The following is a 16,591-nucleotide window of genomic DNA, read 5'->3' as shown; positions in this document are numbered from 1 at the left end:
CGACAAGAAAATGCGACGTTGGTTCAGTCTTTGCGGAATGCAGCTTTGATTTCCGACAAGCGGAAAGCTCCGAACAACTGACCGAACAGACCGTAAAGCGCGATGCCGCCTAAGACGAGGATGGCAAGTGCGGCGAATTTCAGGCCCGCGATTCCGAACATGGGACCCGTTAGGATCAGCAATCCCCACAGCGCGGCCCCCATGGCCCAACTGGCCGCAATGATGCGCCAGAAGCGTGACCAGAAGCGGGCGTCAAAGCGGGTGTCTTCGCCCATGCGGGCGGATCCGACCCATGTCAGGCCTGTGATGGTCCATCCCGCGACCGTCGTCGCGATGGCGGCGGCGATGAAGCCCAGATGATAGCTTAGACCAATGGCGAGTACAGCGTTGACCACCATGCCGACCAGCGCAAAATGGAAGGGTGTGCGGGTGTTTTCGCGTGCGAAATAAGTAGAGGCCAGCACCTTTTGAAGCACGAAGGCGGGAAGGCCGACGCCATAGATGGCGGTGGCTAATGCGGTGCGGGCAGTGTCGTCTGCAGTGAAAGCGCCGCGTTGGAACAGCACTTCGATCAATTGGGTCGGGACCACAATCAGGGCCACAGCGGCAGGAATAGTTAGCGCGAGCGACATCTCGCCCGCGCGGCTCAGGGCTTCGCGGCTGGCGGCCATGTCGCCCGCGCGCAGGTTGCGCGAAAGCTCTGGCAGCAACACGATGCCGATGGCGATGCCCACCACGCCTAAGGGCAGTTGATACAGGCGGTCTGCATAATAAAGCCACGCAACCGCGCCCTCGAAGAAGCTGGCGACCTGACGGCCCACCAGAAGGTTGATCTGGGTAACGCCACCCGCCAGCGCTGCGGGGGCGGCGATGATGGCCAGTCGTTTCAGCTCGGGCGTCATATGCGGCATACGCGGGATCAAGCGGTATCCGGCGCGGCTGGCGGCGATCCAGACCAGCGCCACTTGGGCAATCCCTGCGACGGGGACGGTCCACGCCAGAGCGGTGCCAATGTCGAACCCAGCAAGATCTGCAACCAGCATGGCGGCGATGAAGATCACGTTCAGAAGCACCGGCGCGGCGGCTGCCGCCACGAAGCGCCCCGTGGCGTTCAAGACGCCCGACAGAAGGGCCGCGAGCGAGATGAACAGGATATAAGGAAAGGCGATGCGCCCATAGGTGACCGCCAAATCAAAGCGGTCATCCACTGTGAAGCCCGAGGCCATGGCATAGACCAATGCGGGCATGAAGATCTGGGCCACGATGGAAAAGATCACCAGAATGAAGGCCAGTCCAGCGAAGGCATCACGCGCGAACTCCAGCGCGCCGTCATTGCCTTCGTGTTTCTTGGCGAACATCGGCACGAAGGCCACGTTCAACGTGCCCTCGGCAAAGAAGCGGCGAAACATGTTGGGCAGCGAGAAGGCAATCAGGAAGGCCTCGGCCACTGCGGACGATCCCAGAAATGCGCCGATCATGATGTCGCGCACGAAGCCAAGGATGCGGCTGGCCATGGTCCAGCCACCGACCGTCATAAACCCGCGCGCCAGTCGTGATGCCATTATGCGGTCGCCCTTTCTACACCTTTTTCAATTGCTGTGCGCAGCTTGCCTGCCAGCAGGTCTTGCTTGTGCTCGGCATAGTATTTCAGGCCGAACATATCTTTGACATAGAAGCTGTCGACCACCTGTTCGCCATAGGTCGCAACCACGGCCGAAGCAATATAGACATTCGCATCGGCCAGCGTTCGGGTCAGATCATACAGCAGGCCGGGGCGATCGCGGGTGTCGACCTCGATGATCGTATAGATCTCGGACCCGTCATTGTCGAAAGTGATGGTCGTTGGCACTTTGAAGGCGCGTTCGCGTTTCTTGATCTTGTCGCGCCCTGCGATGGCCTCGCGGGCGACGACCTCGCCCTTCAAGATTTTATGGGTCATCTGGGTCAGGCGCTTTTGCTTTGCCACGTCGAACGGATTGCCATCGGCATCCTGCACCCAGAAACAGGCGGTCGCATAGCCGTCTTTCGATGTATACGTGCGTGCATCCACGATGTTTGCGCCGACCAATGACAGCGCGCCCGAAAGGCGCGAGAAGATGCCCGGGTGGTCGGCCAGAACGAAATAGGCGCGAGTCACGTCGCGATCCTGATCCGGTTCCAGTTCGATCCGGACTTCGTTGTCCGGAATGTCGCGCAGAAGACGGGCAAAGACGATATGTGCCGAAACGTGCAGACCTTGCCAATAGGCGTCATAGTGCCGGGCGGTTTCTGTCTTCAGATCCTTTGGCTTCCAGTCGGCCAGCGCTTTACGCAATGCACGTTTGCTGTCAGCCCCGCGGCTTTCGCGGTTCAGCGCTTCAGTTCCGTCTTCCAGAACGCGACGCGTTTGGTTGTAGAGCGTGCGGATCAGCGTAGCTTTCCAGTTGTTCCATGTGTCTGGACCGACCCCGCGAATGTCACAGACGGTGAGCACGGTCAGCAGATCCAGCCGCCGGACCGAGCGTACCGCCTTAGCAAAATCTTGCACTGTGCGCGGATCGGCAATGTCGCGTTTTTGCGCCATATCGGACATCAACAGGTGATAGCGCACCAGCCATTCGACCGTCTCACACTCTCTTTGTGTCATCCCCAGACGCGGGGCGACTTTGCGGGCAATCTTGGCGCCCAAAACTGAGTGATCCTGCGACCTGCCCTTGCCAATATCATGCAGCAGCATCGCAACCATCAGGGTCTTACGATTGACGCCTTTGTCGAGGATCTCCGAGCTGATTGGCAGCTCATCATCCAGCTCGTGCCGTTCGATTTGCGCGAAGTTCGAGATCACCTGAATCGTATGCTCGTCCACAGTGTAGGAATGATACATGTTGAACTGCATCATCGCGACGATGGGTTCGAATTCAGGGATGAACGCGGCCAGAACGCCCAGCTCGTTCATCCGTCTGAGCGCGCGTTCCGGGTTGCCGTGCTTCAGAAGCAGGTCAAGGAAGATGCGGATGGCTTCTTTGTTTTGCCGCGTCTCGTCATCAATCAGGTGTAGATTATGTGAGACTAGGCGCATCGCATGCGAATGGATCAGCATTCCGGTGCGCAAGGCCTCCTCGAACACACGCAAAAGGTTCAAGCCGTCTGACAGAAACGCGGCCTCGTCCGCTACATCCAAGCGCCCCTGTCGTTCAACAAAGCCGTGTTTCAGCTTGCGACGCCGTTTGAGAATGCGCAGCAGGCGCGGCTCTTTCTTAAGATGCTGCGCTTCCAGCGCGGTCAGCACGATCCGGGTCAGATCGCCGACTTGAGTGGCGTGCCGGAAATAGGCCTGCATGAAATGTTCTACCGCGCGGCGGCCTTCCGTGTCTCTGAAGCCCAGCCGGTCGGCGACCTCGACCTGCAGATCGAATGACAATTGGTCAGAAGGGCGATTGGTCAGAAGGTGCAATTGGCAACGCACCGCCCACAGGAAGCTTTCAGCGTCGCGGAAAGTTTCAAACTCGTCCTCGGTGAACACACCTTTCGAGACAAGCTCGGACTGGTGTGCGACGCGGTATTGATACTTTGCAACCCAGAAAAGCGTCTGCAGATCGCGCAGCCCGCCTTTGCCCTCTTTCACGTTGGGTTCAACCACATAGCGCTGTCCCTGCTTGACGTGACGCGCATCCCGCTCTGCCAGTTTGGCTTCGATGAACTCGGCCAAGGTGCCGTCAAACAGGTCTTTCCACAGACGATCATCCAGATCATGGGCAAGTTCGGCGTCACCGCAAACAGGGCGTTGTTCCAACAGCGCTGTGCGGATGGTGTAGTCTTCGCGCCCCAGCCGCAGGCAATCGTCGATCGTGCGCGAAGCGTGCCCCACTTTCAGTCGAAGGTCCCACAGCATGTAAAGCATGCTTTCGATTACGCTTTCGGCCCAAGGCGTGATTTTGTAGGGCGTCAGGAACAACAGATCGACATCGGACTGCGGCGCCATTTCGCCGCGCCCATAGCCGCCCACAGCAATCACGGCGATCCGTTCAGATTTGGTCGGGACGGGCAGGGGGTGCAAACGCTCGGTCGCGACACGGTGGACGCAGCGCACGATGCAATCGGTTAGATGGCTATAAGCTGCTGTGGCCGGATGGGCGTTAAGGGGCGCTTCGGCAAGGGATTCTGCGATCCGGGTGCGGCCTGCTTTGATGCAGGCGCGCAGCTCGGCCACGGTCAACTTGCGGATTGCGGCCGCGTCCTTGGCATCTTCGAATGCGCCGTCAAGACGTTGCCACAGGGCAGCTTCGTTCAGAATGTCATCGGCAGGGCAGATAAGCCGCCCCACCGTTTGGTCCGGATGTATCCGGTCGGCCTTAGAATCCGGCACCGGAGAAGCTTCTGGGCGCAGGGTCAATGATCACAACAGAACCGTTTTGGATCTGAGCGATGGCCAAGCCACGTTCGTTGGTGCCATTGCCACGCAGACGGAAGATCCCGTTCACGCCCACAAAGCCCTGCGGTTGTGTCAGTGCGGTCGTGGTCAGCGCGTTGGCTTTGCCTGCTTTGACCAGCGCACCAATTGCAGCGATGCCGTCATAGGCCAACCCGGCGATCGGATGCGGCGCAGCGCCATAGCGGGCTTGGTAACGGCCCGAGAAACGACCGCTAAGCGCGGGATCCGGGATTGCGAACCAGCCACCCTGAAGGCCGGGCAGTGACAGCGCATTGGCGGGAATGTCCCAGCGTTGCAGGCCGATATATTGGATGTTTGCAGGGTTCACACCGTTTTCTGGCAGAAGTCCTGCCAAGAATGGCAGTGCACCAGACGTGCCCGAGGTCAGGAAGATCGACTGAGCGCCCGAGCTGCGCACCTGTGCGCTGATCTTTGGAAGGGCGTTCACGATACCGTTTTGCGACAGCTCGAATGACGTTGTACCTGCCAGCGAGGCGCCCGAATTCTGGATCGCAGCTTGGATGGCGGCACGGCCTTGTGCTTCGGCCTGATCATTGCCGTTCACTACCAGGATTTTCCCTTTACCCTGACGGGCAGCATAGCGTGTCAGGCGATTGGCGGTGTTCTGGAACGTGTTGCCCAGAATAAAGACGTTGCCACCTGCAATGCTGGGATTGTTCGAAAAGCTCAGCACATTCACATTGCGACGCGAGACCGCGACACCTGCTGCGTTGGCGCTTTGTGCAAAGACCGGGCCAAGAATGATTTTTGCCCCGTCATTAACCGCTTTGGTCGCCATCGAAGCTGCCTGATTCGCGTTCCCTGCTGTGCTGTATACGCGCAGATCAATGGTCACGCCGGACAGTTCGGACATGGCAAGACGGGCCGCGTTTTCAAGCGATTTGGCAAGGCTGGCATCGTTGGCGGATCCGGACCCTGACGGCACCAGAAGGGCCACTGGCACGGGCTTATTGGTGTTAATGCTTGGACCGCCTGTCGAATTTGGAACGTTACAGGCAGCAAGGGCAGTGAGTGATGCAAAGATGGTAAATGCACCCAGCGCCTTGCGGGTGCGTGCGAAAACAGCGAACATATAAATTCCTTTCCCGGGCGAGGCATTTCGCACCCCGACAGACAGTGACATAATAACCCTCAGAACAGACAGGTCCAGTGTGAAACCCGACAGAACTCCCCTTGAGCCCGGACTTTATCTGGTGGCGACCCCAATCGGAAATGCGCGCGATATCACGCTTAGGGCGTTGGATGTGCTGGCCTCGGCAGATGTGATCGCGGCCGAGGATACGCGGACCACGCGTAAGCTGATGGAAATCCATGGAATTGCTTTGGGCGACCGCATGTTGATTGCCTATCACGATCATTCTGGGCAAGCGGGGCGTGATGGGATAATGAAGCTGATCGCGCAGGGGAAATCTGTTGCCTATGCCAGCGAAGCGGGCAGCCCGCTTGTGGCGGATCCCGGCTTTGCCTTGGCGCGCGACGTGGCGCAAGGCGGCGCTCTTGTAACGGCGCTTCCGGGGGCAACGGCTGCCATTACGGCACTCAGCCTGTCGGGATTGCCTTCGGACCGGTTCTGCTTTGCGGGATTTCCGCCTGCCGCCAAAGGCGCACGCCAGAAATGGCTGGCCGATCTGCTGGCCATCCCCGCAACGCTTATCCTTTATGAAAGCCCCAAGCGCATTAACCGGCTGCTAACCGATTTATGTTCGACTGACGCCAAACTACGCCCCGCTGCTGTGTGCCGGGAACTGACCAAGAAGTTCGAAGAAATTCGGCGCGGAACCGTGCAGGAACTAAGCGACCAGATTTCTGACATGACCCTGAAGGGCGAAATTGCGTTGGTGCTGGGGCAGGCAGAAGAGAATACGGAAGATGTGGATCTGGAACAAATGCTGGGGACTGCGTTGAAAGAGATGAGCATGAAAGATGCCGTCGCGATGGTGACTCAGGCCACCGGCTTACCGCGACGCACAGTCTATCAGACCGCCCTGACCATGGGCCGGGATGGATGAGCGGAAAGGTCTCATATCTGTCTGGCATTGCTGCCGAAGACAGTGTGGCGCGTATCTACAAGGGGCGTGGGCAGCAAGTAGTTGGTCGACGTTGGCGTGGTAAGCGGGGTGAGATTGATCTGATCGTGCGCAACCGCGACGAAGTGATCTTTGTCGAGGTCAAGAAATCCCGTGACTTCCTGCGCGCTGCAGAAGCATTGTCTGCGGCCCAGATCAAAAGGTTGTATCAGACAGCGGCTGAATTCCTGTGCGACGAACCCAAGGGCGATCTGACCCCCAGTCGGTTTGACGTGGCCCTTGTGAACGGCGCGGGCGAAGTTCAAATCCTAGAGAACGCATTGGGACATTGATCTAAAAAAGTTTCGGGCGGGAAGCCCATTGCACCACAGGGCGCTCTGCCCCATTTATGGGGGACTGAATTTTGACGGAGCCCGCCCATGTCGCTTAAAATTGCCATTCAAATGGACCCGATCGACCATGTCGACATCAATGCCGACAGCTCGTTTCGCATCGCGGAAGAGGCACAGGCACGCGGGCATTCGCTGTTTTACTATACGCCCGATCAGCTGTCCTATCGCGAGGGTCGCGTGATCGCGCGTGGCTGGCCGCTGACGGTTCGCCGCGAGCAGGGCAATCATTTCACCTTGGGCGAATTGCAAGACATGGATTTGGCCGAGATGGACGTGGTCTGGTTGCGCCAAGATCCGCCCTTCGACATGGGTTATATCACCACGACACATATCCTTGATATGATCCACCCAGAGACGCTGGTGGTGAATGACCCGTTCTGGGTGCGCAACTATCCCGAAAAACTGCTGGTGCTTCAGTTCCCCGACCTGACGCCCCCCACCATGATCGCCCGTGATTACGAGACGCTGAAGTCCTTCAAAGCGCAGCATGGCGACATCATCCTGAAGCCGCTCTACGGCAACGGCGGCGCGGGCGTTTTTCGTCTGGATGAAAGCGACCGCAACCTTGCGTCGCTGCACGAACTGTTCGCTGGCATCAACCGCGAGCCGCTGATTGCACAGAAATTTCTGCCTGACGTGTCGAATGGCGACAAACGTGTGATCCTTGTGGATGGCGAACCCGTCGGCGCGATCAACCGGGTGCCTGCGGCGGGCGAGACGCGCTCGAACATGCATGTGGGCGGACGGCCCGAGAAGATCGGCCTGACCGAACGCGACCTTGAAATCTGCGCCGCCATTGGTCCGCTTCTGCGCGAGAAAGGCCAGATTTTCGTCGGCATCGACGTGATTGGCGATTATCTGACCGAAATCAACGTGACCTCGCCGACCGGCATTCAAGAGCTTGAACGTTTCGACGGCACAAATGTTGCCGAGAAGATTTGGCAGGCTATTGAAGCGCGCTGCGCATGAGCTGGTTACGTCGCCCCCTGAACTTTTGGCTGCGCCTGACGGAACGCCCGGCGTTGACCCGTGCCTCGCCCGATAACGTTGGCCGGGTACGGAAACGGTTCGAACGTGTGGCGCGGCTTTCCCTTCATCCGCCACGCGGTACAAAATACACGTGGCATGATATGTCCCGCCCGGTCATGGAGATCGGCTCCCGAGCACCCGATAATGCGCCGATCTTGCTGTACTTCCACGGCGGTGGTTATTTCTTCGGGTCACCCAGAACCGTGCGCAACCTGGTCGCGCGAATGGCCCGCTCTGCCGGGCTGCGCGCGCTTTTGCCCGCCTATCGACTGGCCCCGGAACATCCGTTCCCCGCAGCACCCGACGATGCGCTTGCAATCTATCGTGACGTGATTGAAGCCCATCCCGATCGCGCGATTGTGCTGGGTGGAGACAGCGCCGGTGGCGGTCTAGCACTTGTTCTGCTGTCGCAGATCATGGCGCTGGGCCTGCCGAAGCCGTTGCTGACGATAGCTTTGTCGCCATTGACGGATTTGACCACAAGTGGTGCATCCATCCGCGATAATGACGCCACCGAGGTTGTCTTGCCGGCCGAGCGGATGGAGGAATTGGCCGCCTTCTATCTGGATGGTGCCGATCCCCGCGATCCTCGTGCCAGCCCTTTGTTTGCGGATTTCACGGGGGCGCCGCCGGTGCTGATCACAGTCAGCCGATCCGAGATTTTTCTGGACGATGCCCGCCGCATGGCAAACGTCCTTGAAGAACAGGGCGTGCGCGTTGATCTGCAAGAAGCCGACGGTCTGCCTCATGTTTGGCAGATGTTTGCGGGGCAGTTACCCGAGGCCAATAAATCCATTCAATCCATCGCGCAGGCCATCAAAGCGGCCATTGACGATCACACGGCTGGACCGACCAAACGATAGCCCAAGGCTTCGGCGACATGGCTGCGACCCACATGATCCGCCCCGTCCAGATCCGCAACCGTACGCGCCACGCGAAGCACGCGGTGATATCCACGCGCCGATAGGCCAAAGCGATCAGCCGCTTTGTTCAAAATTTCGCGCCCATCCTGATCAGGTGTCGCAACCTGCGCCAGAAGATCCCCCTCGATATCGCAATTTGTCGTGACATCGGGCTGGTCGGCATAGCGTTCGGTCTGTCGCATCCGTGCCTCGGCGACGCGGGCGGCGATGGTGGCGGATGGCTCGCCGGTTGCGGGCAGATCAAGATCCTGAAAGCTGACTGGGGGCACTTCAAGCCGCAGGTCGAACCGATCCAATAACGGCCCTGATATCTTATTCATATAATCCGCGCCGCAATTGGGGGCGCGATTGCAGGCACGGCCAGCATCGGTCAGATACCCGCATTTGCAGGGGTTGGCGGCGGCCACCAGAAGGAACCGACTGGGATAGCGCAGATGCGCATTGGCCCGTGCAACCGTGACATCTCCGGTTTCCAACGGTTGGCGCAGCGTTTCCAGTGTCTGGCGGTTGAACTCGGGGAACTCATCCATGAACAAGACGCCGTTATGGGCCAGACTGATCTCGCCGGGTTTTGCGCCACGCCCCCCGCCGACAATTGCCGCCATTGACGCCGTATGATGCGGCGCACGGAAGGGGCGCGTCCGCGAAATGCCGCCTGCATCCAACAGGCCCGATACAGAGTGAATCATCGAGGTCTCAAGCGCTTCGCGCGCGGATAAAGGCGGCAGGATACCGGAAAGCCGTGCCGCCAACATTGACTTGCCCGAACCCGGTGGCCCAACCATGAGCAGGTGATGACGTCCTGCGGCGGCGATCTCGAGCGCCCTTTTGGCCCGTTCTTGTCCTTTGACTTCAGACAGGTCTTTTGATGTCACAGACGTCGTAACGTGTCCGGCCGATGCAGGTGCGATGGGAGATTGCCCGGTAAAGTGCTGCAAAACGCCCGCAAGGCTGTCGGCAGCCAGAACCTTGGTGGCGTCAATCCACGCGGCTTCTGCCCCGCAGGCTTTGGGGCAGATCAGGTCCAGCTCGTTCTCAGCAGCCGTCAAAGCGGCTGGAAGTGCCCCTAAGACCGGGATCAAGGATCCGTCCAGCGACAATTCTCCGATGGCCAACGTGCCCGACAATTCTTCGCGTGGGACCAATCCCGCTTCGGCTAACAGGGCCAACGCTATCGGAAGGTCAAAATGCGAGCCTTCCTTGGGCATGTCTGCGGGCGACATGTTAATGGTGATCTTGCGGGGGGGCAGGGCGACTGACATTGCCGCCAGTGCCGCCCGGACCCGTTCGCGGGCTTCAGACACTGCCTTGTCTGGCAGCCCTACGATGGCGAAGCTGGGCAGACCCGGTGACAGGGCGCATTCGACTTCGACAATCTTGGCGTCGATCCCTTCAAACGCCACCGTGCTGATGCGTGCCACCATGATCCAACCTGCCCTTTTTCAGGCAGGCTAGATCGGCATGGTTAGCAAAAGGTTAACCGTCGGCTAACTGTTGTGTGCAGACACCATGTCCATAAAGGCAGGCCAGGCTGCGGGATCATTCACGGTCTTGTCGCGGCATCCGGGGTTGCAAAAGCCCCATACCTGCTCGTCAAGTTCCATAAAGTCCGTAACCGGATCGCCCGAATAAGGGCAGATGTCGTTGATCGATGGACCGTCACAGGCTTTGGCGGCAAGCGGGGTCGGGCCGGGCCACGCCGAGACAGCCATACCATCGATATACGGAACGGGATCATAGGATTTCAAAAGCCCCACCGCCCGCCAGCGCCGGAACACCGGGTCGGCCAGATGTGCTGCCACATACGTTTGTGCATCCGCGCTGACCGGCAGGCCAAACCCTGCGATCCGCGCTGCGACCGGCGCATAGAACACATCCGCCAGCGAATAGTCTCCGAACAGCCACGGACTGTCCTCGCGACCAAATTTTTTGCGGGCGATCGACCAAAGTTCCTCGATCCGCGCAAGATCTGCCATCACGGCGTCCGATGGTTTGAAGCCGTCAACGAAGCCCAAAAGTTGCATCGGGCAATCGCCGCGCAACGCGCCAAAACCCGAATGCATCTCGGCCACCAACCATCGCGCTAAGGCGCGGGCCTCAGGATCTTTGGGCCACAGGCCCGCCTCGGGGTGGTTCTCGGCCAATGTTTCGGCCATGGCCAACGTGTCGCCCACTGGAAAACCTTCGGGCGTCTGCATGGCGGGGACAAACCGCGCCGGGGCCAGTTCGGCCAAATCTTCTTTCAACGAGCCGCTATACAGGCCTGCCATATGGGTGCGGAAGGGGATGTTGAACGCTTCGAACATCAGCCATCCGCGAAGCGACCAACTGGAAAATGTCTGGTCGCCAATATAAAGGTCATAACGCATACGCTTAACCTAGCGTGATGACTGCAGTGCGCAATTTCAAATTTGTGACGTGCGTCTTCACGGCAGGTGATTGATTGCCCCGATTGACCAATCAGCCCCATCCCAGTGCAAACGCGTCACGGACAGGTTGTCGATTTTATGCCCCAGCGCCTGATAGGCGGTCATCCCACCCGCCCGTGCAATCTGGGTCAGGATCACGCCAAAATGGGCCACCGCAACAATGTTTGCGTGGCCTGCGCGGTTCATCCCGTCCACGACGCCCGACACCCGCGCGGCCAGCTGGTTCCAGCTTTCCCCCCCCGGTGCGACGTGATCGCCCGGCGTTTCCCAAAAGGCGCGTGACAATTCGGGGTCGCGGTCCGCGACCTCTTTCCAGCCCAGCCCGTCCCAGTCGCCAAAGTGAAACTCGCGCAGGTCCGGGGTGTGCGGCAGGCGTGTGCGCCCTGTGTCGATGGCATCAGCTGTCGCCACCGCGCGGATGAGGTCGCTTGAGACCACAGCCGCACCGTCGGGCAGGTGACCTGACAAACGCGCCAAAGCCTCCGTGTCGGACAGATCTGCCGGTAGATCGCGCCAACCCACCATGTTTTTGGCATGCGTCGGACCGTGGCGCACCCACCACCATGTGACCGGCGTGCTCATGATGCACCGCTGGGCATGGTACCCTTCAGAGCCAAGGGCAGCCCGGCCATCACGGTCACGACCAGATCCGCACGCTGGGCGATGCGCTGGTTCAGCTCGCCCTGCGTCTGACGAAAGCGTCGCGCCAAGGCGTTTTCGGGCACGATGCCCGCGCCGACCTCGTTCGAGACGATGACGACAGGGGCCTTGCAATCCGAAATTGCGCTGAACAAAGCGACTTCTGCGTCACCTAAATTACTCTCGGCGAATAGCTGATTGGACAGCCACATGGTTGCGCAATCAAACAAAACAACCTCGGATTCTTCGGCGCAGGCAAAGGCGTCAGCCGCGTTCAGCGGAGCCTCGATCGTGCGCCAGCCCGCGCCGCGCCGCGCTTGATGAAGGGCGATCTTGTCGTCCATCTCGGCGTCAAAGGATTGCGCCGTCGCGATATACAACATGGGGCGGTCCGTGGCCGCGACCAACTGCTCGGCATAGTCCGATTTGCCGGATGCTGCGCCGCCCAGAACAAGGGTCAATGGAGGAAGTGTCATGCTCATCCATCTGACGTGACATCGCGACCCATACTGCGTCAAGGTGAAAGCGCTTGAGACATGTGGCGGGTCGTTCTAGCGTCGCCTCATGAAATACGCTTTCGTCGCTTTGATCCCGCTTGCCGCCCCAGTTTTCGCCCAAGATGCGACCCTGTCCGCCGATGATCTGTCGCGCCTGAAAGGGGCTGACGTGGTGATCGTGGGTGAGGTGCATGACAACCCGACGCATCATCAGGTGCAGGCGCAGATCGTGCAGGCATTGGTCCCGAATGCGCTTGTGGTCGAAATGCTGGGGCAGGACGAGGCCGATAAGCTGGCAGCAGATCCGGCGGGCTATGCGGATGCCTGGGCCGAGAGCGGTTGGCCGGATTATCAGATGTATCTGCCGGTTTTTCGGGCCCATGCCGGTCCGATTGTCGGGGCTGGTGTGGATCGCGATGCAGCCCGCGCAACCTATTCCGACGGGGTTGAGGCGCATTTTCAAGGGGATGCTATGGCCTATGGCCTGACCGAGGCGTTGCCAGAGGCGCAGCAGGCCCAACGAATCGAACTTCAATTCCAAGCCCATTGCGAAGCCATGCCGCGCGAGATGATGGGTGGCATGATCGAGGTGCAGCGCCTGCGTGATGCCACATTGGCAGCGGGTGTGGTGCGGGCGCTGGGCGACACTGGCGGGCCTGTCGTGGTCATCACCGGCAACGGCCACGCACGAAGGGATTGGGGTGTGCCAAGCTATCTGGCGCGGGTTGCACCGGATGTGACAGTGGCTGTGGTTGGACAGGGCGAAGATGACGTTGCACCAGAGGGCGGGTTTGACATCATTCTGGACGCCCTTGCGCCCGAACGCGACGACCCATGCGCGCAGTTCAAATAAAACCGCCCATTGAAAGGCGGGCCGTGCTCCCGTAACTGTTTGGATGTACTTCAAAGGGGATCCTCATGCTGGCAGGCAAACACATCCTTCTGATTATTGGCGGCGGCATTGCGGCCTTCAAATCTCTGGACCTGATCCGGCGTCTGCGTGAACGCGGGGCCGAGGTGACCCCAGTTATCACCAAGGCAGGGCAGGAATTCGTGACGCCGCTATCTGCATCCGGGTTGGCGGCGAACAAGGTCTATACGGATCTGTTTGATCTGACGGACGAGGCCGAGATGGGCCACATCGAACTGTCCCGCGCGGCCGATCTGGTGGTAGTTGCCCCGGCGACGGCGGATCTTCTGGGCAAGATGGCCGGGGGGCTGGCGAATGATCTGGCCTCGACCCTGTTGATGGCGACCGATAAACGCGTGTTGGTTGCGCCTGCGATGAATGTGCGGATGTGGGAACACCCTGCGTGCCAGCGCAATGTTGACTTGCTGAAAGGTGACGGCGTGCTGTTCGTTGGCCCAAATGAAGGCGCGATGGCCTGTGGCGAGTTCGGCCCGGGCCGCATGTCCGAGCCGCTGGAAATCGTGGCGGCTGTCGAGGCCGCGCTGATGGATGGTCCCTTGAGGGGTAAGCATGTGCTTGTGACCTCGGGCCCGACGCACGAGCCGATTGATCCGGTGCGCTATATCGCCAACCGTTCATCCGGGGCGCAGGGCACCGCCTTGGCGCGTGCATTGTCGGCGTTGGGTGCGGACGTGACCTTTGTGACTGGTCCGGCGGATGTACCGCCACCCGACGGCGTGAATGTGGTCAAAGTGCAATCTGCGCAACAGATGCTGGAGGCAGTTCAGACCGCTTTGCCAGCGGATGCAGCCGTATTTGCAGCAGCCGTCGCTGATTGGCGCGTGGTGTCTGCATCCGACAGCAAGATCAAGAAAGATGCAAAAGGCAGCCTGCCCGTGTTGGAGTTCGCTGAAAACCCGGACATCTTGGCCACTGTCAGCCAAATGAAAAAAGGGCGCCCGCCGCTGGTGGTGGGTTTCGCTGCTGAAACGGATGATGTGATGGCCAATGCCACAGCGAAGCGGGTGCGCAAGGGCTGTGACTGGATTGTGGCCAATGACGTCAGTCCCGAGACGGGGATCATGGGCGGGTCGGAAAATGCGGTGACGTTGATTTCGGACGATGGTGCTGATGTGTGGCCGCGCATGGGCAAAGATGATGTCGCCCGCCAGTTGGCCGCGCGCATTGCGGATGCGTTAGCGGGTTAGGTCTGTGCCTCCGGCGGGGATATTTGAGACAAGAAAAACGAGGGGCTGATGCCACAGATCAATTTAGTTCGTGACGAGGGAGCGGATGTATCCATCGCGCTGCCGTCCTATGAAACCGCTGGGGCCGCAGGTGCCGATCTTCGTGCCAATCTTCCTGAAACGGACCGCGCCGCTGGCTGGGTCTTGGCCCCGATGGAGCGCCGCATCGTGCCCACGGGTCTTCGCGTGGAAATTCCCGATGGGTTCGAGATGCAAATCCGCCCGAGGTCCGGCTTGGCTGCGAAACATGGCGTGACGCTGGCCAATGCGCCGGGCACGATCGACAGCGACTATCGCGGGCCGCTTGGGGTGATCTTGATCAATCTGGGTGCCGATCCCTTTACAATCGGTCATGGTGATCGCATCGCGCAGGCCGTCGTCGCGCCCGTCGTGCAGGCGGACTATGCGTTGGTTGACGCTTTGGGTGACACCCAGCGCGGTGCAGGTGGATTTGGGTCCACAGGGCGCGGCTGATATGGCTTGGGTGCTGTTGACACTGGCGTTGATTTGGCTTGGCGGCGCATATTTGCGGTTCACCAAGTCGCAGCGCTGGTATTTGACTGGGTTGCTGGCCGCGGTCATTCTGCTGAGCTTCTCGGTTCTGCCCGAGGGCAACCCGATCACAGCCGGGTTGGGGGGGAACTTCACAATCTGGGCCGTGTTCTTCGCGGCCATTGGTCTGGCTGCACTGTATGGGCGCGGTTTGGCGTGGTTGAAATCCCGTGTGCCCGCTGCACCAACGGCAGGCACAGATGATGGGCCCTTCACCGATACCGAGCTGGACCGCTATGCCCGCCATATCGTCCTGCGCGAGATCGGAGGGCCGGGGCAGGTTGCGCTGAAAGAGGCCCGCGTGCTGGTCATTGGAGCCGGGGGTCTTGGCTCGCCAGTGCTGTTGTATCTGGCCGCGGCGGGCGTGGGAACCATTGGTCTGATCGACGACGATGTGGTCGACAATTCCAACCTGCAACGGCAGGTCATCCACCGCGATGCCGATATTGGCACGCCAAAGGTCTTCTCGGCCGAAGCCGCAATGAAGGCCCAAAACCCCGCGATCAAGGTCCGCCCCTATAACCGCCGCCTGACGGAAGACATCGCAGTTGAACTATTGGCCGAGTATGACCTGATCCTTGAAGGCTCGGACAATTTCGAGACACGCTATTTGGTGAACCGCGTGGCCGCGAAACTGGGAAAACCCGTCATTGGCGGTGCGCTCAGCCAGTGGGAAGGGCAGGTGTCCACCTTCGATCCGACCCATGGTGCCCCGTGCTATCAATGCATCTTCCCCGAAGCCCCCGCGCCGGGTCTGGCCCCCAGCTGTTCCGAAGCTGGCGTTGTTGGCCCGCTGCCCGCTATCATCGGCGGGATCATGGCGACGGAAGCGGTGAAAGAGATCACCGGCGCGGGCGAAGGACTGCGCGGCCGGATGCTGATCTATGATGCGATGTATGCGGAAACGCGGGTGATCAAGACGAAGCGGCGGGATGGGTGCGTATGCTGTGGGTGAATTGGCTCAAAAAACAACGGAAAAAGTTCGGGCGGCTTCCGGGCCGGGATGTGACAACTGGGGTCCTTGATTGCGCAACACAGCCAGATGTGGTCGTGCGTACAAAGATCGAAGCCCTGGAAGCGGCGTTTGCAGACAAGAATCCTTTAGCTTTCGAGGAAGCCTTGGTAGATGCGCCAACATTTGAGCCAAGAGACAGAGTCTGTGCCCTGCTGACACGCGCGCTTGAAGAAGACTGGTTCTTTCCGCATGAGGACATAGTTCAGTATATTCAGGAATTGCGCTGCTGCGATGCGGTGGCTGTGCTTGAAAAACGGGCCATCGATATCCCGGAGCACCTTCAATGGGATGACGGTTTTTCGTTCTCGCGTAAATGCACATGGGCGCTTGCGGATATTGGAACGACTGACGCACTGGCTGCACTTGAACGGCTTGCCCGATCCGAGAACTCTGCGGTTCGCGATTTTGCGCAGCGCCGATTGGATAGGTGGGAAGCGGAGCTTGAGCGTAAGGGTGTCCATCCAAGCTAGCGTGATTTTGATTTATGGATCATGGATCG

Annotated in this window: 16 protein-coding genes; 9 read left to right on the top strand and 7 right to left on the bottom strand. The window is 59.7% G+C overall.

Annotated elements, in window-relative coordinates; genetic code table 11:
- Positions 1–23 precede the first annotated feature (23 nt).
- Genes murJ through FIL88_RS10160 form a run of 3 tightly spaced genes read right to left on the bottom strand, consistent with a single transcriptional unit; the run spans position 24 to position 5,504 of the window.
- Positions 24–1,562, bottom strand: a complete 1,539-nt coding sequence (gene murJ, locus FIL88_RS10170; protein WP_246066680.1) for a murein biosynthesis integral membrane protein MurJ — start codon at positions 1,560–1,562, stop codon at positions 24–26.
- Complete coding sequence (locus FIL88_RS10165; protein WP_283401489.1) at positions 1,562–4,345, bottom strand: [protein-PII] uridylyltransferase; 2,784 nt, start codon at positions 4,343–4,345, stop codon at positions 1,562–1,564. The genes murJ and FIL88_RS10165 overlap by 1 nt, the downstream gene beginning before the upstream one ends.
- Positions 4,332–5,504 (bottom strand): penicillin-binding protein activator, encoded by a 1,173-nt coding sequence (locus tag FIL88_RS10160; protein WP_142853740.1) that lies wholly within the window; start codon positions 5,502–5,504, stop codon positions 4,332–4,334. Before FIL88_RS10160 ends, FIL88_RS10165 begins: the two co-directional genes overlap by 14 nt.
- A gap of 121 nt (positions 5,505–5,625) precedes the next feature.
- On the opposite strand from FIL88_RS10160, the gene rsmI reads away from it, so the two are divergent.
- The 4 genes from rsmI (at position 5,626) to FIL88_RS10140 (ending at position 8,743) form a co-directional block, all read left to right on the top strand.
- Positions 5,626–6,441 carry a 16S rRNA (cytidine(1402)-2'-O)-methyltransferase gene (gene rsmI / locus FIL88_RS10155; protein WP_246066679.1) on the top strand — a complete coding sequence of 272 codons (816 nt, stop codon included), beginning with the start codon at positions 5,626–5,628 and terminating at the stop codon, positions 6,439–6,441.
- Entirely contained in the window at positions 6,438–6,791 is a 354-nt protein-coding gene (locus FIL88_RS10150; protein WP_142853738.1) for a YraN family protein, read from the top strand. Before rsmI ends, FIL88_RS10150 begins: the two co-directional genes overlap by 4 nt.
- An 87-nt stretch (positions 6,792–6,878) precedes the next feature.
- Complete coding sequence (gshB, locus tag FIL88_RS10145) at positions 6,879–7,820, top strand: glutathione synthase (protein WP_142853737.1); 942 nt, start codon at positions 6,879–6,881, stop codon at positions 7,818–7,820.
- Positions 7,817–8,743: an alpha/beta hydrolase gene (locus tag FIL88_RS10140; protein WP_142853736.1), complete on the top strand. Its 927-nt coding sequence runs from the start codon at positions 7,817–7,819 to the stop codon at positions 8,741–8,743. Before gshB ends, FIL88_RS10140 begins: the two co-directional genes overlap by 4 nt.
- Here the strand turns inward: FIL88_RS10140 and FIL88_RS10135 are convergent.
- From FIL88_RS10135 to cobU, 4 genes are all read right to left on the bottom strand, one after another.
- Positions 8,716–10,227 (bottom strand): YifB family Mg chelatase-like AAA ATPase, encoded by a 1,512-nt coding sequence (locus tag FIL88_RS10135; RefSeq protein WP_142853735.1) that lies wholly within the window; start codon positions 10,225–10,227, stop codon positions 8,716–8,718. The genes FIL88_RS10140 and FIL88_RS10135 overlap by 28 nt on opposite strands.
- 63 nt (positions 10,228–10,290) lie before the next feature.
- Positions 10,291–11,172, bottom strand: coding sequence for a glutathione S-transferase (locus FIL88_RS10130; RefSeq protein WP_142853734.1), 882 nt, complete (start codon positions 11,170–11,172; stop codon positions 10,291–10,293).
- Positions 11,173–11,229: 57 nt separating this feature from the next.
- On the bottom strand, positions 11,230–11,814 hold the full coding sequence (locus FIL88_RS10125; RefSeq protein ID WP_142853733.1) for a histidine phosphatase family protein: 585 nt from the start codon (positions 11,812–11,814) through the stop codon (positions 11,230–11,232).
- Positions 11,811–12,347 carry a bifunctional adenosylcobinamide kinase/adenosylcobinamide-phosphate guanylyltransferase gene (gene cobU, locus FIL88_RS10120; RefSeq protein WP_142853732.1) on the bottom strand — a complete coding sequence of 179 codons (537 nt, stop codon included), beginning with the start codon at positions 12,345–12,347 and terminating at the stop codon, positions 11,811–11,813. Before cobU ends, FIL88_RS10125 begins: the two co-directional genes overlap by 4 nt.
- A gap of 88 nt (positions 12,348–12,435) precedes the next feature.
- Between cobU and FIL88_RS10115 the strand changes: the two genes are divergently transcribed.
- The 5 genes from FIL88_RS10115 to FIL88_RS10095 all read left to right on the top strand — a co-directional run bounded on the left by FIL88_RS10115 (position 12,436) and on the right by FIL88_RS10095 (position 16,562).
- Positions 12,436–13,221, top strand: a complete 786-nt coding sequence (locus tag FIL88_RS10115) for a ChaN family lipoprotein (protein WP_142853731.1) — start codon at positions 12,436–12,438, stop codon at positions 13,219–13,221.
- A gap of 65 nt (positions 13,222–13,286) precedes the next feature.
- Positions 13,287–14,486 carry a bifunctional phosphopantothenoylcysteine decarboxylase/phosphopantothenate--cysteine ligase CoaBC gene (gene coaBC / locus FIL88_RS10110; RefSeq protein WP_142853730.1) on the top strand — a complete coding sequence of 400 codons (1,200 nt, stop codon included), beginning with the start codon at positions 13,287–13,289 and terminating at the stop codon, positions 14,484–14,486.
- Between the two features lie 48 nt (positions 14,487–14,534).
- Positions 14,535–14,999 (top strand): dUTP diphosphatase, encoded by a 465-nt coding sequence (gene dut / locus FIL88_RS10105; RefSeq protein WP_142853729.1) that lies wholly within the window; start codon positions 14,535–14,537, stop codon positions 14,997–14,999.
- Position 15,000: 1 nt separating this feature from the next.
- Positions 15,001–16,032, top strand: coding sequence for a HesA/MoeB/ThiF family protein (gene moeB / locus FIL88_RS10100; protein ID WP_142853728.1), 1,032 nt, complete (start codon positions 15,001–15,003; stop codon positions 16,030–16,032).
- A 95-nt stretch (positions 16,033–16,127) separates the two neighbouring features.
- On the top strand, positions 16,128–16,562 hold the full coding sequence (locus FIL88_RS10095; protein ID WP_142853727.1) for a hypothetical protein: 435 nt from the start codon (positions 16,128–16,130) through the stop codon (positions 16,560–16,562).
- The last annotated feature ends 29 nt before the right edge of the window (positions 16,563–16,591 follow it).

It is taken from the genome of Aliiroseovarius halocynthiae, assembly GCF_007004645.1.
Lineage (GTDB): Bacteria > Pseudomonadota > Alphaproteobacteria > Rhodobacterales > Rhodobacteraceae > Aliiroseovarius > Aliiroseovarius halocynthiae.
The sequence above is the reverse complement of the archived record's forward strand: the minus strand, read 5'-3'. Positions and strand labels throughout refer to the sequence as shown.